The organism is Kribbella sp. NPDC004536 (genome assembly GCF_042873835.1).
Lineage (GTDB): Bacteria > Actinomycetota > Actinomycetes > Propionibacteriales > Kribbellaceae > Kribbella.
The window spans coordinates 123056-146925 of record NZ_JBIALY010000005.1 but is presented as its reverse complement, the minus strand read 5'-3'; the positions used below and the strand labels follow the sequence as shown (position 1 = coordinate 146925).

22 protein-coding genes are annotated in these 23870 nt (G+C 69.7%); 11 read left to right on the top strand and 11 right to left on the bottom strand.

Annotation, left to right across the window (positions count from 1 at the left end; translation table 11 throughout):
* From ACFYRU_RS36655 to ACFYRU_RS36640, 4 genes are all read left to right on the top strand, one after another.
* Positions 1-1422 (top strand): hypothetical protein, encoded by a 1422-nt coding sequence (locus tag ACFYRU_RS36655; RefSeq protein WP_387667787.1) that lies wholly within the window; start codon positions 1-3, stop codon positions 1420-1422.
* Entirely contained in the window at positions 1415-2638 is a 1224-nt protein-coding gene (locus tag ACFYRU_RS36650; RefSeq protein WP_387667785.1) for a M48 family metallopeptidase, read from the top strand. Before ACFYRU_RS36655 ends, ACFYRU_RS36650 begins: the two co-directional genes overlap by 8 nt.
* Complete coding sequence (locus ACFYRU_RS36645) at positions 2635-3744, top strand: glycosyltransferase family 4 protein (RefSeq protein ID WP_387667783.1); 1110 nt, start codon at positions 2635-2637, stop codon at positions 3742-3744. The genes ACFYRU_RS36650 and ACFYRU_RS36645 overlap by 4 nt, the downstream gene beginning before the upstream one ends.
* Before the next feature lie 193 nt (positions 3745-3937).
* Positions 3938-5089, top strand: coding sequence for an alanine--tRNA ligase-related protein (locus tag ACFYRU_RS36640; protein WP_387667781.1), 1152 nt, complete (start codon positions 3938-3940; stop codon positions 5087-5089).
* 85 nt (positions 5090-5174) lie between these two features.
* On the opposite strand, the gene ACFYRU_RS36635 is transcribed toward ACFYRU_RS36640, so the two are convergent.
* Genes ACFYRU_RS36635 through ACFYRU_RS36625 form a run of 3 tightly spaced genes read right to left on the bottom strand, consistent with a single transcriptional unit; the run spans position 5175 to position 7852 of the window.
* The gene (locus tag ACFYRU_RS36635; RefSeq protein WP_387667780.1) at positions 5175-6131 is read right to left on the bottom strand and encodes a DMT family transporter; all 957 of its coding nucleotides are present in this window, start codon (positions 6129-6131) and stop codon (positions 5175-5177) included.
* A 45-nt stretch (positions 6132-6176) separates the two neighbouring features.
* Positions 6177-6848, bottom strand: a complete 672-nt coding sequence (locus tag ACFYRU_RS36630; protein ID WP_387667778.1) for a hypothetical protein — start codon at positions 6846-6848, stop codon at positions 6177-6179.
* Between the two features lie 26 nt (positions 6849-6874).
* The gene (locus ACFYRU_RS36625; protein ID WP_387667775.1) at positions 6875-7852 is read right to left on the bottom strand and encodes a DUF5937 family protein; all 978 of its coding nucleotides are present in this window, start codon (positions 7850-7852) and stop codon (positions 6875-6877) included.
* 103 nt (positions 7853-7955) lie between these two features.
* Between ACFYRU_RS36625 and ACFYRU_RS36620 the strand changes: the two genes are divergently transcribed.
* On the top strand, positions 7956-9122 hold the full coding sequence (locus ACFYRU_RS36620; protein WP_387667773.1) for an MFS transporter: 1167 nt from the start codon (positions 7956-7958) through the stop codon (positions 9120-9122).
* Here ACFYRU_RS36620 and ACFYRU_RS36615 read toward each other — a convergent pair.
* Positions 9082-9822 carry an SDR family oxidoreductase gene (locus ACFYRU_RS36615; RefSeq protein WP_387667771.1) on the bottom strand — a complete coding sequence of 247 codons (741 nt, stop codon included), beginning with the start codon at positions 9820-9822 and terminating at the stop codon, positions 9082-9084. The two genes, ACFYRU_RS36620 and ACFYRU_RS36615, sit on opposite strands and share 41 nt — an antisense overlap.
* Positions 9823-9892: 70 nt before the next feature.
* Here ACFYRU_RS36615 and ACFYRU_RS36610 point away from each other — a divergent pair, with 70 nt between their 5' ends.
* Complete coding sequence (locus ACFYRU_RS36610; protein WP_387667768.1) at positions 9893-10777, top strand: LysR family transcriptional regulator; 885 nt, start codon at positions 9893-9895, stop codon at positions 10775-10777.
* Here ACFYRU_RS36610 and ACFYRU_RS36605 read toward each other — a convergent pair whose 3' ends face one another.
* The 7 genes from ACFYRU_RS36605 to ACFYRU_RS36575 form a co-directional block, all read right to left on the bottom strand.
* Positions 10778-11176, bottom strand: coding sequence for an STAS domain-containing protein (locus tag ACFYRU_RS36605; RefSeq protein WP_387667765.1), 399 nt, complete (start codon positions 11174-11176; stop codon positions 10778-10780).
* Between the two features lie 34 nt (positions 11177-11210).
* Complete coding sequence (locus ACFYRU_RS36600) at positions 11211-14513, bottom strand: S8 family serine peptidase (RefSeq protein WP_387667763.1); 3303 nt, start codon at positions 14511-14513, stop codon at positions 11211-11213.
* A gap of 239 nt (positions 14514-14752) precedes the next feature.
* Positions 14753-15400 (bottom strand): response regulator, encoded by a 648-nt coding sequence (locus ACFYRU_RS36595; RefSeq protein WP_387667760.1) that lies wholly within the window; start codon positions 15398-15400, stop codon positions 14753-14755.
* The gene (locus tag ACFYRU_RS36590) at positions 15393-16640 is read right to left on the bottom strand and encodes a sensor histidine kinase (protein ID WP_387667757.1); all 1248 of its coding nucleotides are present in this window, start codon (positions 16638-16640) and stop codon (positions 15393-15395) included. The genes ACFYRU_RS36595 and ACFYRU_RS36590 overlap by 8 nt, the downstream gene beginning before the upstream one ends.
* Positions 16641-16644: 4 nt before the next feature.
* Positions 16645-17418, bottom strand: a complete 774-nt coding sequence (locus tag ACFYRU_RS36585; RefSeq protein ID WP_387667755.1) for an ABC transporter permease — start codon at positions 17416-17418, stop codon at positions 16645-16647.
* Positions 17415-18317: an ABC transporter ATP-binding protein gene (locus ACFYRU_RS36580; protein ID WP_387667752.1), complete on the bottom strand. Its 903-nt coding sequence runs from the start codon at positions 18315-18317 to the stop codon at positions 17415-17417. The genes ACFYRU_RS36585 and ACFYRU_RS36580 overlap by 4 nt, the downstream gene beginning before the upstream one ends.
* A 90-nt stretch (positions 18318-18407) precedes the next feature.
* Positions 18408-20195: an AMP-dependent synthetase/ligase gene (locus ACFYRU_RS36575; RefSeq protein ID WP_387667750.1), complete on the bottom strand. Its 1788-nt coding sequence runs from the start codon at positions 20193-20195 to the stop codon at positions 18408-18410.
* Between the two features lie 105 nt (positions 20196-20300).
* Between ACFYRU_RS36575 and ACFYRU_RS36570 the strand changes: the two genes are divergently transcribed.
* Genes ACFYRU_RS36570 through ACFYRU_RS36550 form a run of 5 tightly spaced genes read left to right on the top strand, consistent with a single transcriptional unit; the run spans position 20301 to position 23829 of the window.
* The gene (locus tag ACFYRU_RS36570) at positions 20301-20735 is read left to right on the top strand and encodes a hypothetical protein (protein WP_387667747.1); all 435 of its coding nucleotides are present in this window, start codon (positions 20301-20303) and stop codon (positions 20733-20735) included.
* Between the two features lie 4 nt (positions 20736-20739).
* Positions 20740-21174 carry an SRPBCC family protein gene (locus ACFYRU_RS36565; RefSeq protein WP_387667746.1) on the top strand — a complete coding sequence of 145 codons (435 nt, stop codon included), beginning with the start codon at positions 20740-20742 and terminating at the stop codon, positions 21172-21174.
* A complete protein-coding gene (locus tag ACFYRU_RS36560) occupies positions 21171-22490 on the top strand; it encodes an ArsA family ATPase (RefSeq protein ID WP_387667743.1) in 1320 nt (439 codons plus the stop codon). Before ACFYRU_RS36565 ends, ACFYRU_RS36560 begins: the two co-directional genes overlap by 4 nt.
* On the top strand, positions 22487-22894 hold the full coding sequence (locus ACFYRU_RS36555) for a hypothetical protein (RefSeq protein ID WP_387667741.1): 408 nt from the start codon (positions 22487-22489) through the stop codon (positions 22892-22894). The genes ACFYRU_RS36560 and ACFYRU_RS36555 overlap by 4 nt, the downstream gene beginning before the upstream one ends.
* On the top strand, positions 22885-23829 hold the full coding sequence (locus tag ACFYRU_RS36550; protein WP_387667739.1) for an ROK family glucokinase: 945 nt from the start codon (positions 22885-22887) through the stop codon (positions 23827-23829). Before ACFYRU_RS36555 ends, ACFYRU_RS36550 begins: the two co-directional genes overlap by 10 nt.
* The last annotated feature ends 41 nt before the right edge of the window (positions 23830-23870 follow it).

The window sequence follows — 23870 nt, the reverse complement described above, 5'->3', positions numbered from 1 at the left end:
GTGATCGACGAGCACGGCGACACGGTGCCGCTGCCGGTGGTCCCGGACGGTGACCCACAGGAACCGTCCGGCGACGCGCCGCAGCCGAAGCCGCCGTTCGGGCCGATCCTCAAGAAGGTCGCGCTCGGCGTCGCGGTCTGCCTGGTCGCCGGAGCCGGGTACGCCGGGCTGGAGCACATCGCCAACGCACCCGCCGACCCGAACTCGCGCGGCACGCACCAGCCCGCGGCCGCGACCTCGAGTACGCCCGACCAGGCAGCGGCCGGGGTCCAGCGGGCGGTCGCCGGCGAGGCGGTGCTGCAGAAGCTGACCGACGCGGTCGAGAACGAGAACCGCAGCGAGTTCATGAGCGTGATCGACCCGAAGGCGACGGCGTTCCGGACCAGTGCGCGGACCATCTTCAGCAATCTCGGTAAGCTCCCGCTCGGCACGTTCCAGCTACGGTACGTGAGCGACGACACCGGTGCGCTGACCCCGGACCGGCAGGCCGAGCTCGGCGGGACGGCGTCCTGGCTCGCACAGGTCGAGGTCTCCTGGCAACTCTCCGGGTACGACGTGACCCCCGCGCGCGAGACGCTCCCGGTGACGTTCGTGACCCGCGACGGGAAGACGTACGCGGCCTCGTTCTCGGAACGGTTCGCGACCGGGCAGCGGCAGGCGGTGTGGACGCTCGGTCCGATCCAGCTGGCCAAGGGCAAGCACAGCCTGGTCGTCAGCCTGGAATCGGAGGCCGAGGCGGAGAGCTACGTCTCGGTCGCCGACAAGGCGGTCGAGTCGGTGAGCAAGGTCTGGGGCAAGAACTGGCGGCAGAAGGTGGTCGTCTACCTGCCTGCCAAACAGTCCCAGATGGAAGGGGTACTCGGCGCCCAGCCGAACACCTACACCCAGATCGCCGCGGTCACGTTCGCCGAGCTGGACACCCCGGCTGCCGGCGCCCCGGTGCGGATCGCCGCGAACCCGAAGCTGTTCGAGGAGCTCGGCAAGCAGGGCCGGCGGATCGTGCTGACCCACGAGACCACCCACGTCGCCTCGAACGCGACCGCGTCGCCGGTTCCACTGTGGCTGGCCGAGGGGTTCGCGGACTACGTCGCGTTCACCGCCGTGCCGGTGCAGGACGACTCGGCGGCGAAGGAGCTGTTCAAGGCGGTCCGCGCCGGTCACGTACCGCCGGCGCTGCCGACGCCGGAGGCGTTCGCGGCCTCGGCGGCCGAGTTGCCGCAGGCGTACGAGTCGGCCTGGCTGGCGTGCCGGCTGATCGCGGAGCGTGACGGGCAGGACAAGCTGGTGGCGTTCTACCGGGCCGTGCACGCGTCGAAGAGTTCGACCGGGCTGGCCGACGCGTTCAAGTCGGTCCTCGGGACGACCGAGGCCGAGTTCGTCGTGCAGTGGCAGAAGTACCTCGAACGGCTGGCCGGTGCGTAAGGCCTGGTTGGCGGGCGGCCTGCTGGCGGTCGCCCTGGTCTTCGCGATCGCCGTGACCACCCCGTGGCATCTGATCGACCTGCCGAAGCCGGACGCGGCGCTCGATTTCACCAGCGCGCAGATCTCCCGGCAGAACGCGTTCCGGCACGAGATCCTGAGGTGGTCGACCGCGTCCTGGATCATCTCGGTCGTGGTCCCGCTCGCGATCGGCTTCAGCCCGCTCGGGCGCAAGCTGTACGACGCGCTGCGCGTCCGGCCGTGGTTCCTCGCCGTACCGGTCACCGTCGCCGGGATCGCCCTGATCACGAACCTGCTGACCGTACCGACCGACGTCCTCGCCGAGCGGGTCAGCCTGAAGTACGGGCTGTCCGTGGAGAACTGGCGGCTCTGGGTCTGGGACCGCGGCGTGAACTGGCTGATCACGTCAATCGGTGTCGCGGTGGTCGCGCTCGTCCTGATCGCACTGGCGAAACGCTGGCAGCGCGGCTGGTGGTTGCCTGGCGCAATCATCGCCGCCTTGCTGGTCCTGGGCGTGTCGTTCGCGTACCCGGTGCTCGTCGAGCCGCGGTTCAACCACTTCACGTCGATGCCGGCAGGTGCCCTGCGCAACGATTTCCTGAAGCTCGCGGCCGAGGACGGCGTACCGGTCAAGGACGTGCTGGTCGCGGACGCGTCGAAGCGGACAACGGCCTTGAACGCGTACGTTTCCGGGTTCGGATCGACCCGCCGGCTGGTCGTCTACGACACGCTGCTGAAGGACACGCCGCCCGAACAGGTGCGGCTCGTCGTCGCGCACGAGCTCGGTCACGCGGCCGAGAACGACGTACTGCACGGCACGTTGATCGGCGTTCTCGGTACGGCGTTCGGCGTCGTGCTGCTGTACCTGTTGCTCGGGGCCCGGATGGCGGACCCGCGGCGTACCGGCCTGTTCGTCGCGCTCGTCGTCGCTGCCACGACGCTTGCGAGTCCGGTGCAGAACCTGGTCAGCCGCAAGATCGAGGCGCGCGCCGACTACCACTCGCTGAAGCTGACGAACGACCCGCGGGACTTCGTCGCGATGCAGCGCGATCTCGCCGTGGCGAACATCTCCGGGCTCGACCCGAGCCGCTGGCGGTACTGGATGTTCGCCACCCACCCGACGCCACCGGAGCGAATCGCGATGGGCCGGGCGTGGGCCGCGCAGAACGGCTCGACGGTGCCACCACTGGCCAGATGATGACGGTTCTCGTCGTCACCAACGACTTCCCGCCGCGGCAGGGCGGGATCGAGACGTTCGTCCGGTCCCTGTGCGACGAGCTGCCGGACGTCGTCGTGTACACCTCGCGCGAGCCGGGCGATTCCGCGTACGACGCGGGGCTGCCGTTCCCGGTCGTCCGGGACCGTACGTCGATGTTGTTGCCGACGGCCCGGACCACCAAACGGGCCGTGCAGTTGCTCGAGGAGTACGGCGCCGACCGGGTGCTGTTCGGGGCGGCGGCGCCGCTCGGCTTGATGGGGCCGGCGCTGCGGCGGGCGGGGGCGCGGCGGATCGTCGCGGTGACCCACGGGCACGAGACCTGGTGGGCCGGCGTACCGGGTGCGCGACAGGCGCTGCGGCGGATCGGGGACGCTGCCGATGCGATCACGACCGTGTCGGGGTGGTGCGAGGAACAGATCAGGCCGGCGTTGTCGCCGACGGCCGTGGTACGGCGGCTGACTCCCGGCGTGGACTCGGTGCGGTTCCACCCCGGTGCCGGTGGCGAGCAGATCCGGCAGGGTCTTGGTCTGACCGGTGCTCCGGTGGTGGTGTGCGTGTCGCGGCTGATCCGGCGCAAGGGGCAGGACACGCTGATCCGGGCGTGGCCGCGGGTGCTGGCTGACGTACCGCAGGCCAAGCTGCTGCTCGTCGGTGGTGGTCCGGACCGTGAGCGTCTGGAGGAGCTCGCCGCTCCGGTCGCGGACTCGGTCGTGTTCACCGGAGCGGTGCCGTGGCAGGACATCCCGCCGTACGTCGACGCGGGAGACGTGTTCGCGATGCCGTGCCGGACGCGGCGGTTCGGGCTGGAGCCGGAGGCGTTGGGGATCGTCACGCTGGAGGCGTCTGCCTGTGGGAAGCCGGTTGTGGTCGGTGACTCCGGTGGGGCGGCCGACACGGTGCTGCACGGTACGACGGGGTACTTGGTGGACCCGTACAACCCGGCGGCCGTAGGTGTTCGCATTGCCGGACTGTTGACGAACGCCCAGCACTGTGTGGAGTTGGGGGCCGCGGGGCGGAAGTGGGTGCGGGACGAGTGGGGCTGGGGGCGGTCGGGGGCTGTGCTGAGAGAACTGCTGGACATCTGACGGCGGATGTCGTGTACTCTGGCCGACATGCACCGGATGTTCCGACTTGCCGCAGCCGTACGAGCTTCACGCTCTCCGGCTGCCGCGGCCTGACCATCTGAAACCTCCACCGGCGACCGGAAACGGTTCGCCGGTTTTGTCGTTTCTGCAGCCGGTGGTCTGGTTCCGGTCCTCACTTCGAAGGACACGAACCATGAACATCACCAGGACCTTCATCGACTTCTTCATCGACCGCGGCCACGTCCCGACAACGGGGTCCACGCTCATTCCGCGGCTCGGTGATCCGGTGCTCTTCACGACCTCCGGGATGCATCCACTGACGCCCTATCTGGAAGGCGAACCACATCCACTGGGGCGCAGACTCACCGGCATCCAGCGATGCCTGCGAACCACGGATCTCGACGAGGTCGGGGACTCCACCCACCTGACCGTGTTCGAGATGCTCGGCTCGTGGTCGCTGGGCGACTACGGGAGCAGCCAGACGCTGCGCTGGGGGTACGAACTGCTGACCACCGGGTACGGCCTGGACCCGAAGAACCTGTACGTGACCGTCTTCGGCGGTGACAAGCAGGTTCCGCTGGACCAGGAGTCGCTCCGCACCTGGCAGGAGCTCGGCCTGCCGATCGAGCTGACCACCGAGGACAACTGGTGGTCGAACGGCCCGACCGGACCGTGCGGCCCGGACTCGGAGATCTTCGTCTGGACCGGCGAAGGCGAGCCGACCGGTACGCCGACCACGGACGACCGCTGGCTCGAGGTGTGGAACCACGTGATGATGCGGTACCGCCGGCTCGACGACGGTTCGCTGGAGGAGCTGAAGCAGCAGAACATCGATACCGGTCTCGGGCTGGACCGGTTGACGATGCTGCTCGAGGGCAAGGACTCGGTGTACGAGACCTCGCAGTTCGAGCCGTGGATGCGGATCGTCCCGCAGCTGTGGAAGCTGGACGAGCGATCTCAGCGGATCGTGATCGACCATCTGCGGTCCAGCATCGTGATCATCGGCGACGGCGTGCGCCCGTCGAACACCGGCCGCGGTTACGTGCTGCGCCGGCTGATCCGCAGAATGCTGACCATCCTCTGGCGGGACGACGATTCCCGCTCGCTGTCGGACGTGCCGGTCGAGCTGTTCGAGCACACCCTGAACCACTTCCACCAGGGCGAGACGGTGACGCTGATCCGGCGGATCCTGATCGACGAGGAGATCCGGTTCGGCGACCTGCTCGACCGCGGCCGCAAGGTGCTCAGCCACGAGCGGTTCCACAAGTCGCTGGACGACACCGACTACGAGTACCTGCACGAGACCCACGGCCTACCGCGAGAGTTGGTGGACTCGTTGCGGTGAGCGTGCCGATGAACGGGTAGTGGTTGCCCCATCCCGCCCGGCCGGCGGGGTGGCCGAGTGGGCCGCCTCGGGTGCTGCGGGACCACTACCCGTTCGTCGGTACGGGTTCCAGACCGGCGATCTCCGGCGACGCCACCTTCCCGACGGACGACTGGGCCACGAAGGCGCCGGCCAGTACGATCAGGCCGCCGATGATCTGGTTCGTGCGCAGCGTCTCGCCGAGCAGGACCAGCGCGAAGATGCAGGCCGCGACCACCTCGACGTACGCGACGGCGCCCGCGATCGGCGCCGACAGCCGCTGGACGGCGGCCGCCCCGGCCAGGTACGCGACGACCGTGCTGACGAGGATCAGCCACCCGGCCATCGCCCATCCGGGAGCGTGCCGGTGGCCGATCGCGATCGTGTCCACGAGCACATGCCACGGCGTACCCCACGGTGCCGCGATCAGCGTCAGTACGAAGGCACCGACTACACTGCCGGCCGCCGTCATCACCAGCGGATCGGCAGCGCCGGTCAACTTGTCGATCAGGATGAAGTACGTCGCCTGACACGCGGCCGCACCGAGGCCGGCGAGCAGGCCGATCGCGTCGATCCGCAACCCCGACCAGATCTCGGCCACCGTCGCGAGCCCGACGACCGCGATGCTCACCCCGATCGCGGCCGACCGCGGTACGGCGACCCGCTGGCCGAACTTGAGCCACGCGACCACCAGCACCGGGCCGGAGAACTCGAGCATCAGCGCCACACCCACCGGCAGCCGGCTGGCGGCGATGAAGAACAGCGTCTGGCACCCGGCGATCCCGGTCAGGCCGTACAGCACGAGGGCCTTCCAGGACGCCCGTGCCGCCCGCAGACCGGCGCGCCCGCGGAACACCAGCACAAGCGGTACGAGCACCGCGGCGGCGCCGAGGATCCGTAGCCAGGCCGCCTGCTGCGGGCTGAAACCGGCCCCGATCAGCGCCTTCGCGAACGGGCCCGACCCGCCGAACGTGATCGCGGAGAAGATCGCGAACCCCAACCCCACCGACTTCGTGCTGTACATGGGCATAACGGTCTCATGCCCATTACAAGCCTGTCGAGTGTGATCTCAGAGGACGTTCACCGCGCGGGCCGCGATGATCGCGATCGTCAGCAACGAGATGGCCGACTGGACGCCCATCAGCACCTTGGTCCGGGCCGTCAGCGGCATCGTGTCGGTCGGGCTGAACGCGGTCGCGTTCGTGAACGCCACGTACAGGTAGTCGGTGAACCCGGGCAGCCAGCCCTTCCAGCCGGCCAGGTCGACGGTCATCTGCGGGAACAGCAGGTCGGCCCGCTCCGACTCCCGTTCGTGCTCCGGCGCTCGCGCGAACGGCCCGCCGCGGTCGATCTCCCAGTACCAGACCGCGAACGTCACCACGTTCGTCACCCAGATCAGTACCGCGCTCTTGACCAGTACTTTGGCCTCGTTCGCGTCGCCGTTGTTCAGGAAGAAGATCATCCCGGCCAGGTAGTACGTGTTCACCGCGACCAGGATCGCGTCGAGCACGATCGCGAACGGTCGCAGCCAGGGCTCGTCGCGACGCAGGTGGAACGGGTTCATGTAGAAGAGCGGCAGCAGCAGGAGCCCGCCGAGCACCGGCATCAGCCAGCGCGGCAGCGCGCTGATCTGCGGCGGGACCAGAACTTGGAGCACGAGCACGGCGACGACGGCCAACGAGGCCGGCCACCGTCGCGTGTGGCGCATGCTGGGCGGGGGGACCTTCGTCGGCGTGTTCACCGCAGCATTCTCGCGCCGCCGGACGGCTATCCGACGGAGGCGTCGATGACGGCCTGTCCGACCTCGGTCCGGCGGTAGTAGACTTGGTGACCGGTACGCCGGCGGGTTGCGAGCCCCGCGTCGTACAACGCCGAGAGGTGTTCGGCGACCGTGGCGAGCGCGAGGTTGTACTGCGCGGCGAGGTCGCTCGTGGTCGCGGGCGGATCGAGCGCGACGAGGAGGGTGGCACGGGTCCGGCCGAGCAGGCGGGCCAGTGAGTCCGGGGGAGCGGGCGCGTCGGACCACAGCCGCGCGGCACCGCGGGCCGGGTAGACGAGTGTCGGGTGGTACGCCGGATCGACGACGATCACGAGGTACGGCCAGGCGAAGACGCCCGGTACGAGCAGCAGGCCCTGGCCGGACAGGTCGCGGTCCTCGGAGCGGTACCGGGTGGCGATCAGCCGGTCGTCCTCCCACGCGAGGGTCGGATGCAGGTCGTCGAACAGCCCGGCCAGCCCGCCGTCGGTCAGTTGCCGGCCGCGGTACGCGATGTCGTCCTCGAGCACCCGGCTGATCAACGGCCAGTCCGGCCGGACCAGCGCCTCCCACGCAGCCTCGATCTCGTCCGCGAGCCGTTCCCGGGTGCCGGCGAGATCCTCGAGCATCGTGTTGATCTCCGGCGCGGCCGGGTTCTTCAGCTCGTCGCGGGACCGGATGAGTTCGGTACGGACCCGCTCCAGTGGCGTACTGCGGACGCGGGCGATCTCGGTCGAGAACTTCGCCCTGGATGCCTTCGGTGGTGGCGTCAGGAAGTCCGGCGTGAACCCGACCCGCGGCTGGACGGCCTTCAAACCGCGGAGGTCGAGCTTCGCGGCGGTCTCCTGCTTGGCCGCGATCCAGTCCGCGTACAGCTGCCGGTGCCGAGATCCGTTCAGCACGCGGACCGCCGACATCGTCTCCCACAACTGCGAGGCGCCGAACCGGCAGCGGAGCGTATCGGCCTGGGTGAAGCGCAGTACTGTCATCGAACTGAACTTTCGGCCACAACCAAAACTCTACGCCTGCGGGTCCGCGGTGCCGCACGCTCGCTGCGTGAGGTCCTACCGCGCTGTACTCCGTGTCCCCGGCATGCGTTCCGTGTACGCCGCCCACACCGTTTCCATGCTCGGAACGGTCGGCGCCCAGGTCGCGCTGTCGATCCTGATCTTCGAGCGCACCGGCTCGCCGTTGCTGTCGGCGCTGGTCCTGGTGTGCTCGTTCCTGCCGTACGCGGTGAGCGGCGTGCTGCTGTCGTCGATGACGGACCGTTTCCCGGCGCGTCGCGTACTCGTGACCTGCGACGTGCTCAGCGCGACCTGTGTGCTGGCGATGTTGCTGCCGGGGATGCCGGTCGCCGGGCTGCTCGGGCTGCTGGTCGGGCTCGGGATGATCGCGCCGATCTTCGCCGGTGCCCGCGCGGCGAGTCTGGCGTACCTGTTGCCGCAGGACCTGTTCCCGGTCGGCCGGTCGTTGCTCAGGGCAATCGGTCAGACGGCGGTGCTGACCGGGTTCGCGCTCGGCGGGATCGCGGTCGCCGCGATCGGCGCGAAGTCGTTGCTGATCGTCGAGGTGGTGACCTTCGGATTGTCGGCAGTCCTGATAGGCACCGGCACGCCGTACACACCGCCCGGTGAGCGCCGGCGGAACGCGGTCCGCGATTCGTGGGCCGGGCTGCAGGTGCTGTTCGGCAACGTGAAGCTCCGCAACCTGATCCTGCTGACCTGGGTGGCGCCCGCGTTCTCGTCCCTTCCGGACGGGCTCGCGGTCGCGTACACCGCCCAGCTCGGCACCGTCGCCGCGGCGGCCGGTGCGCTGTTCAGCGGCTACGCGATCGGCGGAGTGCTCGGCGAACTCGTCGTCGCGCGGTTCACCCCTTCCGCGCGGCGACGGCTCGTCGTCCCGTTCCTGCTCACGAGTCAGCTGCCGATGGTCGCGTTCCTGACCACGCCGCCGATCCCGGTGGCGGCCGCCCTGCTGGCGATCTCAGGTGCCGGGTACGCGTTCAACCAGGGCGTCGATCCGCTGATCCTGAACGAGATCGAACCGTCGTACCGCGGCCGGTTGTTCACCATCCAGACCAGCGGCCTGATGGCGATCCAGGGCGTCAGCATCGCCCTCGGCGGCGTCGTCGGCTCGTTCCTCGCGCCGAACCTCACGATCGCGCTCGCCGGCGTCCTCGGCACGGCGACGACGCTGCTCATCGCCCGTCAGGCCCTCACCACGGAGCCACGTCGTCCAGCGACCCAGGCCCTCTGAAGACGCCGGTCGGGCCGTCGGCCGGAAGGGTCGCCAGCGCGACCGGTACGACGGCGCCGTCCGCGACGGTCCGGGTGCCTCGCGGTACGGAGGCTTGGGTGTTCAGGTCAGTGGGCACGAGGCCGGGCGTGGCGGCGTTCACCTTGATGCCGTCCGCGCGGAGGGCGCTGGCGTAGACGAGCGTGAGCGCGTTGAGGGCGGCCTTCGAGGAGCTGTACGCGAGCAGGCCCTGGGTCGCGAGGCGGCCGTCGAGTTCCGACAGCAGGTTGACGGAGCCGAGCCCGCTGGACATGTTCACGATCCGCGCGTTCGGCGACCGGCGCAGCAGCGGTACGAACGCGTTGATCGTCGACACGACGCCGAACACGTTCACGTCGTACGCCGTCCGGACCTGTTCGGCGGTGATGTCGGCGACCGCCGTACCCCACTCGGAGACGATGCCGGCGTTGTTCACCAGTACGTCCAGCCGGCCGGAGTCGGCGTCGATGTGTTTCGCGGCGGCGGCGACCGAGTCCGCGTCGGTGACGTCGAGCTGGACGAACCGCACGTCACCGGTCAGCTCGGCCGCGGCCGCTGTCCCCAGGGAGGGGTTGCGTGCGCCGAGGTAGACGGTGAACCCGCGACTCGCGAGTTGCCGGACGATTTCGTGGCCGATGCCCTTGTTCCCGCCCGTGACCAGGGCGACTTCGTTCTGATTCATGCCTCCAGTCCAGCGCGCCGGTGCCGCCGCGGACCAACACCGATCAGGTGGTCCGCCATACCCTGGAGGTATGCCCGAGCCCGAGATCCGCGAACTGCGCTACTTCCGCGCCGTCGCCGAGGAGCTGAACATCACCCGTGCTGCCGAGCGGTTGGGGATCGCCCAGCCGCCGTTGTCGCGGGCCATGCGGCAGTTGGAGCACCGGCTCGGGGTCGACCTGTTCGACCGGTCGGGGACGCGGCTCGCGCTGACGACAGCGGGGGAGACGCTGTTCAAGGAGTCCGGTCCGGTGCTCGATGCGCTGGATTCGGCGGTACGGCGGACGCAGCGGGCGGGGCAGTCGTCGCGGGGGCTCGTGGTGACGGCCAAGCCTGGGGTTGCTACTGAGCTGCTGCATCAGCTGGTTGGTGAGCTGCGCGAGGTGTTGCCTGGGATCGAGGTCGTGGTGAGCGGGTTCGGGGAGCAGGCGGACATGGTGCGGGACGGGCGGGCGGATGTTGCGCTCGTCAGTCGGCCGTTCGACGACCCTGGACTGGAGATGGAGGAGTTGTACACGGAGCCGCGAGTGGCTGCGTTGCCGGTCGGGCATGAGCTCGCGGCCCGCGAGGTGTTGGAGCCGGACGATCTGGCGGGGATTCCGGCGCCGCGGTGGAGTCGGTCCAATGTTGCCGAGCGCAACTACTGGTCGGCGCGGCCGGAGGATCCGGTGGACGGGCCGATCGTGCAGGACTCCGCGCAGCTGCTGGAGGTGGTCGCGTTCGGCCAGGCGGTCGCGCTGGTACCGCGGTCGATGGCCGAACGGAACATCCGCCCCGACGTCGTGTACCGCCCGGTGACCGACGTCGACCCGTACCGGATGCTGGTGGTCTGGCCCGCCGGCAGCCGCTCGGCCGAGCTGGCGAAGTTCGTCGAGGCCGCCATCAGGCGCTCGAGCGGACCACCAGCGGCGCGGTGATCAACTGCGGCGGTACCCGGGGAGGGCGTCGGCGAGGTTCGGGTAGTGGACCACGGCGCGGGTGTTGCGCATCAGGTCGGGCAGCCACTGGTTCGCGCCGGACGTGCGGAGCCAGCCGCCGTACTCGACGGCCAGGTCGTGGGCCTCGGCGAGTACGTCGAGGGCGGCGGCCTCCATCCGGCTGACCCGGCGCAGGTCGACGACCAGTCGCGGCAGCTTGGTGGTGATCACGTAGTTCAGCTCGTCGGCGAGCGTGGGGAGGGTGCCGATGTCGATCGCGCCCGCGATCCGGACGATCGCGCAGTCACCGACGGCGCTCCAGCTGCACACGAAGGGCCCGCTCACGTCCGCCGGTCGGCGGACGGAGCGGGCCACGGACGGTTTCGGGGTTGCCTTCATACCGAACTGGTACCCCGGGCTAACCCCTCCGGTGTCAGTTCACGAGGATCTTGTCGACCTTGATCGTGACGCCCTTGACGAGCGGTGTCGAGGTACCGGTGGTGACGGTCCCGGTGCCCTTCTGTACGCCCTTGATGTTCATCGAGTACGTCAGCGTGCCGCCCGGTGCGCCCGGCGTCGACTGCACGACGAGGTCCGTGGTCGGCGTACCCGCGATCTGGCTGCCCGCCGTACCGTCGAGGTTCTCGGCGCCGACGGTCAGGCCGTAGCCCGCCGGTGGAGCGGCCGGCAGGTTGCCCGGGTCGTAGGTGAACGAGATGTCTTCGGCACCGTTGAGGCCGACCCACTGCTGGAACACCCGCTGGCTCGTGGTGCCGTACACGTTCACCTTCCACTCGATGACGATCCACGAGTTGACGCCGTCGGTCAGGTTCGCGATCTGGATACCCGGCGCGCCGGTGCCGTCGAGGTCGGTCCAGAACGGCGCCAGCACGTTGTTCGGCTTGGCCGGATCCGGCAGGTTCTGCGGCGTCGGCTGGACGTCGCCGCTGCCCGCGCCCCCGGCGACCGTGTAGCCGTCGGAGACCACGCCGATCGAGGTGTACGTCTGGCCGGCGTAGACGTACGACGGGACGTTGAAGTTCAGCGCCTGCTCGTCACCGATCGGCGTCGGCGTGATGCCGAACGCGTCCAGCGGGAGGTAACCCGCCGGCGTCGCACCCGGCGCGACAACCGGTTTGTCCGGCTGGCGTCCGGCCAAGGTTGCCGTCTTGGTGGCGATCTGGGTGCCGATCTTGGTCGCACCGGTGACGCTGTTCAGCCGCAGTATCGAGCTGAGCGTGCTGGCTGCGGTCACGCTCGTGCTCTGCAGGCTGTTGTTCTGCACGGTCACGGTGCACGTCGACTGGCCGGTGTTCCGCGCGATCGTGGACGGCGTACAGGTCTGGCTGACCGGCACGATGCCCTGCTGGCGGAAGAACGCGACCGGCAGGTGCAGGGCCCGGCTGCCGCCGACCTGCGTGAGGTTGACCTGACCGAAGTACTGGCCGTCGGGCAGGTCGGGTGCGGTGATCGCGATCGTCAGCTTCTGCGTCTGACCGGGCTTCACCTGGAACGCCGGCGGCAGCACGGTGATGCTCGCGCCGTTGACCGTCGTACCGCCGGCCTTGAACGTCAGCGTCTGGTTGGTGACGTTCTTGACCGTCCGCTCGGCGGTGATCAGGCCCGGCATCGTCGGCGCGTTCACCGACGGCAGGTTCAGGTCGATCCGGTTCAGCGGGTCGGCGGCCGAGGCCGCGTAGTTCGCCGCCGTCTCGTCCATCGTCAGACCGGGATCGCCGGCCTTGGTCAGGTCGATCCGCCCGCCGCCGTCGTCGAACGGGTCGGCCGGGGTGACCCGGTCCGGTTTCGTCACGGCCGTCTTCGCGGTCGTCTCGAGCGCAGACTTGACCTGGCCCGGCGTCCACGTCGGGTGCAGGGCGAAGATCAGCGCGGCCGAGCCGGCCACGTGCGGCGACGACATCGACGTACCGGCGATCACCTGGTAGAGGTTCCCGGGCGGGCCTGCCGTCGGGGAATCAGGCGTCGGTGTCTCGCCGGCCATGATCTGCAGACCGGGCGCGGTGACGTCGGGCTTGAGGAAGTCACCACCGGGGCCGCGCGACGAGAAGTACGTCATCACGTCGCCCTGCCAGGTGGTCTTGGCGCCCTGGGTGAACGACGCCGTCGCACCGGGGTGCGCGGCGAGGAACGCCAGCAGCGTGTCGGAGTCGGGCTTCTCCAGCTGTACGGCGGGCAGCCAGTGGTTGTCGGTGAAGACATCGAACGGCGTGGCGTTGTACATCAGCATGCCGGCCGCGCCGCCCTGCCGGACGTTGAAGCCCTTCAGGATCCGGCCGGAGCTGAACTGGCAGAGCACGATCTTGCCGGTGAAGATGCCGGGCGGCGCCGGGTTCGTGCACGCCGCGTTGTTGTACGGCGGAGCCGACGCGAGCACCATCGGGTGCGCCTCGAGGCCGCTGGTGATCGACGCGCCGGAGACCGTCGCGGTCGCGCCGCCGCCGGACAACGTCACCGTCGACCGGAACGTACGGCTCTGGGTCGACGCCGCGACCGTGGTCACCCACGGGCTGCGGTGGTCGGTCGTCGCGGCGGTCGGACCGGAGTTGCCGGCCGAGGCGGCGACGAACACGCCGGCCGCGTACGCGTCCAGGAACGCGAGTTCGACCGGGTCGCTGTACGGGTCGCTGCCGCCGGAGATCGAGAAGTTGATCACCCGGACGCCGTCCAGGATGGCCTGCGCGACGGCCTGGACCGAGTCGCTCTGGAAGCAGCCCTGCTCGCCGCAGACCTTGTACACCGAGACTTCCGCGGCCGGGGCGATCCCGAGGATCGAGCCGCGGTCGATGCCCAGCGGGTTGGCGTGGTCGACCGCGTCGCCCGCCGACGTCGAGGCGGTGTGCGTACCGTGACCGTCGGAGTCCCGCGCCGAGTCGGGGTACAGCTCACCGCCGACCACCGCGTTGTACGTGGCCAGGAACGGCTGTCCGCCGATCAGCTTGTTGTTGCACGTGAACGGATCGGCCGCCGGGGTCACCGGGTTGTCGCCGAAGTTGCACGTCCGCGGCGTACCGTCGGCCTTCGCGGCCGGCGCCGGCAGGTTGCCCGGGTCGCGGAACGACGGGTGCTCCGGCCAGACACCGCTGTCCAGTACGCCGACGATGACGCGCTTGCCCGAGTTCGCCGAACCGCCGAGCTGGTTGTAGATCGTCGGAGCGCCGATGAAGCTGCCGCTGGAATCGGTCAGCATCTTCTCCAGGTTGTCCTGCTGTACGGCGGCCACACCGGGCAGCTTCAGCAGGTCACGGGCCTTGTTCGCGGGCAGACTGACCGCGATCCCGCCGTACACGGTCCGCAGCCGCTGGCCGGCCTTGGCGCCCGGGATCTTCGACTGCAGCGCCGACAGGAAGTCGTTCTCCAGCGCGCCGACGTGCCTCAGGTACTTCGTCGCGTTCGCACTCTTCAGGTCGAGGTGCTTGCCGGTGACCGACGGGCTGGTGCCGGGCAGGCCCTTCAGCCCACCGCGGTACGCCGCGAGCGAGTCGTAGTCGAGCTTCACGACGACCCGGACCTGCTTGCCGGACGTGCTGTTGACCAGCGCAGGATCGCTCTTCGCGAGCTGACCGCTCGGCGACTTGGCGCCGTTCACCGTACTGGCGAGGCTCAGCGGCGTCGCTTTCCAGGGGCGGCCGTTCGGCGCGGTGGGGGACGGGCCGGCGGCCGCTGTCAGTGCGGGCAGCAGCGCTGCGACGAGCAGACCGGCGGACACTCCGGCCATGGCGGTACGGCGAGAACTTCGTCGGTGAATCGGTGACCTCATGCACGGGCCTCCACTGAGACGGAACGCCGTCACGGCAGGAGGCAGTACGAAACCGTCAGGAGACCCCCAAGACGAAACAACCCCCACGGCCCCTGGACCGAATCCCCCCGGATCGGCGTACGGCCGACACCCCCGCGGCGCCTGCCTGAGCCGAGGCTATGCCGAGAATCCGGACTCGACCAGACCTGAGAGCATTCTCAGTCCCGGCCGAGGATTCCTTGGTCGTACCCCTTCGCGACGGCGGCCGCGCGGTCGGTGACGCCGAGCTTGGTGAACACGTGGCTGAGATGCGTCTTCACGGTCGCCTCGCTGATGAACAGCTCGCGGGCGATGTCGCGGTTCGACGTACCTTTCGCGACCAGCTCGAGGACCTGGCGTTCCCGGGCCGCCAGCGGGGCCGGGGCCGGGTTGCGGACGGCGGTGACGAGCCGGGACGCGACCGCGGGGGAGAGCACCGTACGGCCTTCCGCTGCTTGGCGGACCGCGTTGAACAGCTCCTCCTGCGGCGCGTCCTTGAGCAGGTACCCGGTGGCGCCGGCCTCGATCGCGGGCAGGGTGTCGGTGTCGGTGTCCCAGGTGGTGAGGACCAGGACCTTCGACCGGATCCGCCGCCGGGTCAGCTCGGTGATCGCGTCCAGTCCGCCGCCGCCCGGCATCCGCAGGTCCATCAGGATCACGTCGGGCTCGAGTTCGGCGGCCAGTTCGACCGCTCGGACGCCGTCGGGCGCTTCGGCGAGCACAGTGAAGCCCAGAGTGGCCTCGAACATTCCGCGCAGGCCGTTGCGGACGACCGGGTGGTCGTCGACGAGAAGGAGCGTGATGTTCTCAGGCGTTTTTTCAGGCATGGAGCACCAAAGGTACGTGAGCCGAGACCGCCGTACCGAAACCAGGTTCGGCCTCGACCGTGAGTGAGCCGGCGATCCGTTCGGCGCGGGCTCGCATACCCTCCAGGCCGAAGCCGCCGGTACCCGACCTGGCCGGCAGCGCCAGCGGGTCGAAGCCCTTGCCGTCGTCGCGGATGTCCACCGTCACCTCGTCGTCCATGAAGCTGAGGGTCACGCCGACGCGGGTCGCGGCGGCGTGTTTCGAGACGTTCGCGAGCGCCTCCTGCGTGATCCGCAGCAGGGTCGCGGAGAACTCGCCGTGCAGATGCTGCGCGGTGCCGGTCAGCGTGAACTCGGCGGGTACGCCGGTCCGCTCGGACCACTGGCCGACGAGCTTGCGGAGCGCCTCGGGCAGACCGTCGTGCGACAGGCCGGCCGGCGCGAGGTTCTGCACGGAGCGGCGCGCCTCCCCGAGGCTGTGCCGGGCCAGCTCGCTCGCCCGGCCGACGTGGTCGTGGATCACGGCCGGATCGGCGGTGTTCGCGACCACCTGCAGCTGGGCGATGATCCCGGTCAGGCCCTGCGCGATCGTGTCGTGGATCTCGGCGGCCAGCCGGCGGCGTTCGTCGGCGATCCCGGCCTCGCGGGCCTGGACGAGCAACTGGGCCTGCAACGCGGCGTTGTCCTTGTGGGCCTGTTCCAGTTCGGCGATCGTGTCGGCGCGTGCCTGTGACCGCGCCTCCTGCTGTTCGGCGAAGTGCTTGAGGACGGTCAGCAGTACGTTGTTCGCGATCACGAGCCCGACGAACGCGAGCCACATCGAACCGTGCGGCGGCCAGTGGCCGGTCTGTGCGCCGGCGACCGGGAGCGTACAGGCGAACAGCGCGAGCCGTTGCCGCTTGCGGCCGCGGATCATCTCGTCGGCGTCGTAGTACCCCGCGACGACGTAGAACGCGAAGAAGCCGTTGAGCGCCGTCAGCACGCAGGCGATCGCCCAGCGAACCACGTAGAACGTGACCGAGACACCGTCCGGGCCGCGGTGCATCCGGCCGCTCCACGTCCACCACAGCTGCATGACCAGCGCGACCCCCACCAGCGCGAGCCCGACCTTCTGGTCGCGTGCCAGCGGAGTCAGGCTTCCCGAGGTGGCGAGTGCGAGCAGGGTGCCGAGGCCCAGCAGGAAGTACGGCGCCCAGCGCTGGAACGCTGCCTGGCGCCGATCGAGATCACTGTCGGCCGTCGTCACCCGCACAGTCTGCACGAAGCTACTCCCAGCGGAACCAGCGCGCCGCCGCCACCGACACCACAACCGTCCACCCGGCCAGTACCCCGAGGTGCGACCACGCCGGCCAGTGTCCGGCGGCCGCCTGGCCGAGCGCTTGCGACGCAGCCCCGAACGGCAGCAGTACGACGATCTCCCGCAACAGGTGCGGCATCGACTGGACAGGCAGCCACAGCCCGGCCGAGAACAGGCTCGGGAAGAACAACGCCATGCCGAACGCGGTCGCGATCTTCGCGGTCCTGGCCCGCGCCGACACCAACGCACCCAGGGCCAGCGCGACGGCGACGGTCAGCACGAACGCGAGTGTGTAGCCGAAGATCTGCCGCGGCAGCCGGACGTCGAACGCGAGCCGTCCGATCGTCAGGCAGACCAGCGCCGACAGCACCCCGGCAGCACCGTTCAGGACCATCTGCGCGGTCAGCAACGCCGACGGCCGCACCGGCGTGGTCGACATCCGGCGCAGGATGCCGCGCTCGCGGTAGCCGGTGATGACCGGCGGCATCGCCTGCAGGCCGCAGACGATCAGCGCGACCAGGACGAGCACCGGCACGTACACGTCGACCAGCCGCAGACCGAGGCCGGCGTCGAACTTCCGGAAGCTCGGGATCGACCCGAGGATGACCAGCAGCAGCGGCGGGAAACCGAGCATCCAGAACAGCGAACCGGATTCCCGCAGGAAGAGCCGGGCCTCCGCCCGTAGAACGGCGGTCCGCGGCGAGCTCCGGCGGGCCGGTGCGGTGGCGGCGATCGTGGTCATTTCGTGGCTCCCGTGAGGTCGAGGAAGGCGTCGTCGAGGGTGGCGTCGGTGACGCGGAGCTGGTGGGCGGTGATGCGCCGCCGGGCGAGCAGTGACAGCAGCGCGGTGACGGTCTCGTCGGATCCGCCGAGGGTGAACCGGCCGTCCTTGTTCTCCAGCGACGCGAGCGCCGGCAGCGCGGCCAGGTCCTCGTCGTCGAGCGGGGACGACGGGGTGAACGAGATGATCGTGGCGCCCGCGGCCCGGCTGATCAGGCCCTGCGGCGTGTCCAGCGCCGTGATCCGGCCGTCGTCGATCAACGCGATCCGGTCACACAGCCGCTGGGCCTCCTCCATGAAGTGCGTGACCAGGAGCACCGTGACACCGCGGTTGCGGATCTCCTCGACAACCTCCCAGGTGTCGCGCCGGGCCCGCGGGTCGAGGCCCGTGGTCAGCTCGTCGAGGACGACGACCTTCGGGTTGCCGACCAGCGCGAGCGCGATGAACAGGCGCTGCTTCTGGCCGCCGCTCAGCACGCCGAAGCGCGAGTCGAGGTGCGCCGCCAGGCCGAGCTGTTCGGTGAGCGGGCGCCAGTCGGCCGGGTTCGGGTACAGCGCGGAGTACAGCTCGAGGGCCTCGCGGACCTTGAGCTTGGGCTGCAGCTCGCTCTCCTGGAGCTGCGCCCCGAGCACCTGCGTGACGGCCGCGTGATCGGCCACCGGGTCCAGTCCGGCAACCCGAACCTGCCCGCCGTCCGGAACCCGCAGCCCCTCGACACACTCGACCGTGGTTGTCTTCCCGGCCCCGTTGGGCCCGAGAATCCCGAAGATCTCGCCCTCGTCCACACTGAACGAGACGTCGTCGACCACCGTCCGCCCGCCATAGGCCTTCCGCAGGCCGGAAACCTCAACAATCTTCATACCGACGAGCTTCGCGGACCGGGCACCGCCCCCACATCGCCTGACCAGCTCGTCCCGGGATCATCCGATCGGCTGACCCCGGGGTACTACCTACTTCGCGTAGAGGGCCTCGACGTCGGGGCCGTGGTTCTTCATCACGACGTGGCGGCGGAGGGAGAGTTTGAGGGAGAGCTCGCCGGACTCCTGGGTCCAGTCGATCGGGAGGATGGAGAACTTCTTGATCGCCTCGGCGTGCGAGACCGTCGCGTTGGCGTCGTCGATCGCCTTCTGGATCTCGGCGATCAGGTCGGCGTCCTTCGTCAGCGCCGCGACGTCGGTCGGCTTGCCGCGTTCGGTGGCCCACGGAACGATGGTTTCCGGGTCGATCGTGATCAGCGCGGCGATGAACGGCTTGCCGTCGCCGACGACCATGCACTGGGAGACCAGCGGGTGCAGGCGGATCTGGTCCTCGAGCAGCGTCGGCGCGACGTTCTTGCCGCCGGCCGTGACCAGGATCTCCTTCTTCCGCCCGGTGATCTTGATGAACCCGTCGACGTCGAACTCGCCCAGGTCGCCGGTGTGGAACCAGCCTTCCGCGTCGATCGCGGCCGCGGTCGCCTCGTCGTTCTTCCAGTAGCCCTGCATCACCTGGCCACCCTTGAACAGCAACTCGCCGTCGTCGGCGACCCCGACCGTCACACCGGGAAGCGGCCGGCCGACCGTACCGATCCGGATGTCGTCGGGCAGGTTCACCGACACCGCGGCGGTGGTCTCGGTGAGGCCGTACCCTTCGAGAACCGGTACGCCGATGCCGCGGAAGAAGTGCCCCAACCGGTCGCCCAGCGGCGCGCCGCCGGACACGGCGTACTGCACCTGGCCGCCCAGCACCGCACGCAGCTTGCTGTACACGAGCTTGTCGAACAGCAGGTGCTTCGCCTTCAGCCCGAAGCCCGCGCCGCCCTTGTCCTGCGCCTGCGAGTACGCGATCGCGGTCTCGGCGGCGGCGTCGAAGATCTTGCCCTTGCCGTCCGCGTGCGCCTTCTGCGCGGCCGAGTTGAACACCTTCTCGAACACCCGCGGCACGCTCAGGATGAACGTCGGCTTGAACGCGCCGAGGTCGTCCACGAGGTTCTTCACGTCCGCGCTGTGCCCGACCTTGACCCGCTTCATCACGCAGCCGACCTGGATGATCCGCGCGAACACGTGCGCCAACGGCAGGAACAGCAACGTACTGGCACCGGTGGTGTCGAACAGGTCGTCGAGGATCTTCACCGCCGGGCCGAGCTCGGCCATGAAGTTCGAGTGGCTGATCCTGCAGCCCTTCGGGCGTCCGGTCGTACCGGAGGTGTAGATCAGCGTGGCGAGATCGGCCGGCGTGACCGCGGAGCGGCGCTTGTCGAACTCGGCGTCGGTGACGTCCTGGCCGAGCCCGGTCAGGTGGTCGACGGCACCTGCCTCGATCTGCCAGACCTCCCGCAGCGTCGGCGCCTCGGCCCGGGCGGACTCCACCACGGCGCCGTGGGTGGCGTTCTCGACGATCGCGACGACCGCTTCGGAGTCGGTCAGGATCCACTGGATCTGAGTGGCCGAGGAGGTTTCGTAGATCGGCACGGTGACCGCGCCGATGCTCCAGATCGCGTAGTCGATCAGGGTCCACTCGTACCGCGTGGGGCTCAGCAGGGCGACCCGCTCGCCAGGCTTCACGCCGGCCGCGATCAGGCCCTTCGCCACGCCGGTCACCTGCTGCGCGAACTCGGCCGCGGTGACATCGGTCCACGTCGACCCCGTACGGCGGCTGAACACGGCGGTGTCAGGATGGGAGGACGCGTTCGCCCACACCGGGTCGCTCAGGCTCCCGGTGGGGGGTTCGGTCACAGCAGGAACGGTGTACTCACGCATCCGCGTCTCCTCAGTCGGTCACGAATTGTCGACTTCCGGCGCACGCTACAGTCACCTACCCACTAGTAGCCACCTTTATGTGACCCACGGAACTAGGTTTCAGCCATGCCATTGCTCGACATCAGTTGCGACGACCTGGTCGTTGCTGATCCAGCCTACGTCGCCGAGCGACTCGGTTCGGACACCCTCTGGCGTGAATGGTGGCCGGAGCTCACCCTGACCCCGTACGAGCGGCGCGGCCTGGAGGGGGTGCGCTGGTCGGTCACCGGCGCCGCGACCGGTACGGCGGAATGGTGGCTGGAGGCGGTCCGCGACGGCGTCGTCGTGCACTGGTACCTGCGCGTCGACCCGGCGAAACCGGTCCGCGGCCGGGCCGTCGAACGTTTGAAGGAGCGGTACGCCACGGCGTACCGGGAGCGCTTGTGGCGCTTCAAGGACGAGGCCGAAGCAGGCCGCGCGGCGGGCGAGGGCCGTACCGGATCCGAACCCGCGATAGTCTCCGTTGAGGAACCGCTGCAGACCCGACCGGCGAAGAGGTGAATCGATGGCGGAACAGACCACCTCGACCATCGTGGTGAATGCGAGCCCCAAGGAAATCATGGCGGTGATCGCGGACTTCGCGGCCTATCCGGAATGGGCCGACTCGATGCGCGAGACCGAGGTGCTGTCCACCGACGAGGCCGGCCGGCCGAACAAGGTCCGCTTCAAGGTCGACGCCGGCGCGATCTCCGACGAGTACACGCTGGCCTACGTCTGGTCCCGCAACGAGGTGACCTGGACGCTGGTCGAGGCGAAGATGGTGAAGGGGATGGACGGTGCGTACGTACTGCGCGACCTGGGTGCGGAGGGGACCGAGGTGACGTACCGGCTCGCCGTCGACGTGGCGATCCCGATGATCGGCATGCTGAAGCGCAAGGCCGAGAAGGTCATCATCGACACGGCCCTGAAGGGTCTGAAGAAGCGTGTCGAAAGCCAGTGACCCGAGTACTGCTCTACACAGGTAAGGGCGGCGTAGGCAAGACGACCTCCGCTGCCGGTACGGCCACGCTCGCCGCGCTCCGCGGGTTGCGCACGCTGGTGCTGTCGACGGACGCCTCGCACTCGCTGTCGGACGCGTTCGACTCCGAGGTCGGCCCGGAGCCGACCGAGATCGACGACCTGCTGTTCGTCCAGCAGATCGACACCCAGCGCAAGTTCGAGCAGTCCTGGGGCGACATCCAGGCGTACCTGCGCTCGGTGCTGCACATGGTCGGCATGGACCCGATCGAGTCCGAGGAGCTGACCGTGCTGCCGGGCGCCGAGGAGGTGCTCGCGCTGCTCGAGGTCCGCGACCACGTCCGGTCCGGGCGCTGGGACGTGATCGTCGTGGACTGCGCGCCGACCGCGGAGACGCTCCGGCTGCTCGCGCTGCCCGAGGCCCTGAACTGGTACATGGACCGGATCTTCAACGCCGAGCGCAAGATGATGCGGACGTTCAGACCGTTCCTGAGCCGCGGGTCGTCGCTGCCGATGCCCGACGACAACGTGTTCGACGCGCTGCGGCGGTTGCAGAGCGACCTCACGGACATCCGTACGCTGCTCGCCGGTCCGGACGCGTCGGTGCGGCTCGTGCTGACGCCGGAGGCAGTCGTCGTCGCGGAGGCGCGCCGTTCGCTGACCAGGCTCTCGCTGTACGGGTACCGCGTGGACGGTGTCGTGGCGAACCGGGTGTTCCCGGCCGCGGGCGCGGACACGTGGCGCCGGCAGTGGGTCGCGGCGCAGCGGGGGATCCTCGAGGAGGTCGCCGACTCGTTCCGGCCGCTGCCGATCTGGGAGTCGCCGTACCGGGTCTGCGAACCGGTCGGGGTGGAGGAGCTGGCGGCGTTCGCGGTCGAGATGTACGGCGGGGACGACCCGTTCTCGCGGGCCACCGACGACACCTCGCTGTGGGTGGACCGGCACATCGACACCGACGGGCGGACGTACACGCTGACCATGCCGTTGCCGTTGGCATCGGCCGACGAGCTGGAGCTCGCCCGGCACGGGGACGAGCTGATCGTCACCGTCGGCTCGTACCGCCGGGTGCTGCCGCTGCCGGCCGCGCTGGCGCGTGGCGTGGTCGCGGGGGCGCGGCTGGACGAGGGACGGCTGCAGGTGCGGTTCGCGCCGAAGGAGGTCGCGCGTCCGCCGGTTCCCGCGGACGTGCCGAGCGGGTCGGGCCCGCTGGAGTCCGCTCAGGAGCTGGCCCAGGGGCTGGCCGCGGAGTACCACGAGCAGCTCGCGCGACGGGAAGCGGCGATCGGGGAGGGCCGGTGAAGGAGCCGGTCGGCTCGGTGGCCGAGGAGGCCGCGAAACTGTTCGCCGTACTGCAGAACGCTGCTTCCGATGCACCGCCCGAGCACGCGGAGCCGGCGCAGGAACAGCACGAGCACAAGCTGGGGCCGGACTGTGTCTGGTGCCCGGTGTGTCAGCTGATCCACCGGGTGCGCAACACCAGCCCGGAGACGATCGAGCAGCTGTCGACCGCGGCCGCGCACGTCCTGGGCTCACTGAGATCTCTGCTGGAGGCCGCCGCGGACGCGGCCCGGCAGGCGCGGGAGGACGCAGCGTCGCGGTCCTCGGCGGCGGAGCAGGAAACGGCCCAAGAACCGGCCCAGGAATCGGCCCGGTCCCGGGTGGACCGGATCGACGTGAGTGAGGACCCCGAACCATGGGACTGACGATCGGCATCGATGTCGGCGGTACGAAGATCGCCGCCGGCGTGGTCGACGAGCACGGCACGATCATCGCGCGGACGCACCGCGACACCCCGGCGGACTCGGTCGACGCGACCGCCGCCGCGATCTGCGACGCGGCCGCCGAGCTGATCGCCGGCCACCAGGTCGAGGCGGTCGGGATCGGCGCGGCCGGGTTCGTCTCGTCGGACCGTTCGACCGTGCTGTTCGCACCGAACCTTGCCTGGCGCGACGAGCCGCTCGGCGCGCGGGTCGCGGCGCAGCTCAAGGTCCCGGTCGTGGTCGAGAACGACGCGAACGCGGCAGCCTGGGGCGAGTTCGCGTTCGGCGCGGCCAAGGACGTCGAGCACATGGTGTGCATCACGGTCGGTACCGGGATCGGCGGCGGCGTGGTGATCGGCGGCGAGCTGCTGCGCGGCGCCCACGGTGTCGCGGCCGAGCTTGGCCACATGCGCGTCGTACCTGGCGGGCATCGCTGCGGGTGTGGAGCGCGCGGCTGCCTGGAGCAGTACGCGTCCGGCCGGGCGCTGGTCCGCGAGGGACGTGCCCGGGCCGAGTCGGGGTCGCTCGCGGCGGCGCAGATGCTGAGCGTGTGCGGGATCACCGACCCTGCCGAGCTGACCGGGCCGATGATCACCGAGGCGGCGATGAAGGGCGACCCGTGCGCCGTCGAGCTGCTCGAGGACCTCGGCCGCTGGCTCGGCGAGGGCCTGGCCAGCCTGGCGACCATGTTCGACCCGACCCTGGTCGTGATCGGCGGCGGCGTCAGCGCGGCCAAGGAGCTGCTGATGAAGTCCGCGCTGCAGGCCTTCGAGAAGAATCTCCCGGCCAAGGCGAACCGCCCGCACGCCGCCTTCAGCCTGGCCGAGCTGGGCAACGACGCGGGCCTGATCGGCGCTGCGGACCTGGCCCGGAAATGACACGGAAATGACCTGGGATACTGGTAGCGCGGGGGATACCG

What these genes read in the sequence shown, in the direction of transcription:
- ACFYRU_RS36580 (WP_387667752.1), bottom strand. Translation starts at nt 18,317, where the DNA reads ATGAAGATTGTTGAGGTTTCCGGCCTGCGGAAGGCCTATGGCGGGCGG.
- ACFYRU_RS36570 (WP_387667747.1), top strand. Translation starts at nt 20,301, where the DNA reads ATGCCATTGCTCGACATCAGTTGCGACGACCTGGTCGTTGCTGATCCA.
- ACFYRU_RS36605 (WP_387667765.1), bottom strand. Translation starts at nt 11,176, where the DNA reads ATGAAGGCAACCCCGAAACCGTCCGTGGCCCGCTCCGTCCGCCGACCG.
- ACFYRU_RS36610 (WP_387667768.1), top strand. Translation starts at nt 9,893, where the DNA reads ATGCCCGAGCCCGAGATCCGCGAACTGCGCTACTTCCGCGCCGTCGCC.
- ACFYRU_RS36595 (WP_387667760.1), bottom strand. Translation starts at nt 15,400, where the DNA reads ATGCCTGAAAAAACGCCTGAGAACATCACGCTCCTTCTCGTCGACGAC.
- ACFYRU_RS36600 (WP_387667763.1), bottom strand. Translation starts at nt 14,513, where the DNA reads ATGGCCGGAGTGTCCGCCGGTCTGCTCGTCGCAGCGCTGCTGCCCGCA.
- ACFYRU_RS36585 (WP_387667755.1), bottom strand. Translation starts at nt 17,418, where the DNA reads ATGACCACGATCGCCGCCACCGCACCGGCCCGCCGGAGCTCGCCGCGG.
- ACFYRU_RS36620 (WP_387667773.1), top strand. Translation starts at nt 7,956, where the DNA reads ATGCGTTCCGTGTACGCCGCCCACACCGTTTCCATGCTCGGAACGGTC.
- ACFYRU_RS36645 (WP_387667783.1), top strand. Translation starts at nt 2,635, where the DNA reads ATGATGACGGTTCTCGTCGTCACCAACGACTTCCCGCCGCGGCAGGGC.
- ACFYRU_RS36575 (WP_387667750.1), bottom strand. Translation starts at nt 20,195, where the DNA reads ATGCGTGAGTACACCGTTCCTGCTGTGACCGAACCCCCCACCGGGAGC.
- ACFYRU_RS36565 (WP_387667746.1), top strand. Translation starts at nt 20,740, where the DNA reads ATGGCGGAACAGACCACCTCGACCATCGTGGTGAATGCGAGCCCCAAG.
- ACFYRU_RS36640 (WP_387667781.1), top strand. Translation starts at nt 3,938, where the DNA reads ATGAACATCACCAGGACCTTCATCGACTTCTTCATCGACCGCGGCCAC.
- ACFYRU_RS36615 (WP_387667771.1), bottom strand. Translation starts at nt 9,822, where the DNA reads ATGAATCAGAACGAAGTCGCCCTGGTCACGGGCGGGAACAAGGGCATC.
- ACFYRU_RS36635 (WP_387667780.1), bottom strand. Translation starts at nt 6,131, where the DNA reads ATGTACAGCACGAAGTCGGTGGGGTTGGGGTTCGCGATCTTCTCCGCG.
- ACFYRU_RS36550 (WP_387667739.1), top strand. Translation starts at nt 22,885, where the DNA reads ATGGGACTGACGATCGGCATCGATGTCGGCGGTACGAAGATCGCCGCC.
- ACFYRU_RS36625 (WP_387667775.1), bottom strand. Translation starts at nt 7,852, where the DNA reads ATGACAGTACTGCGCTTCACCCAGGCCGATACGCTCCGCTGCCGGTTC.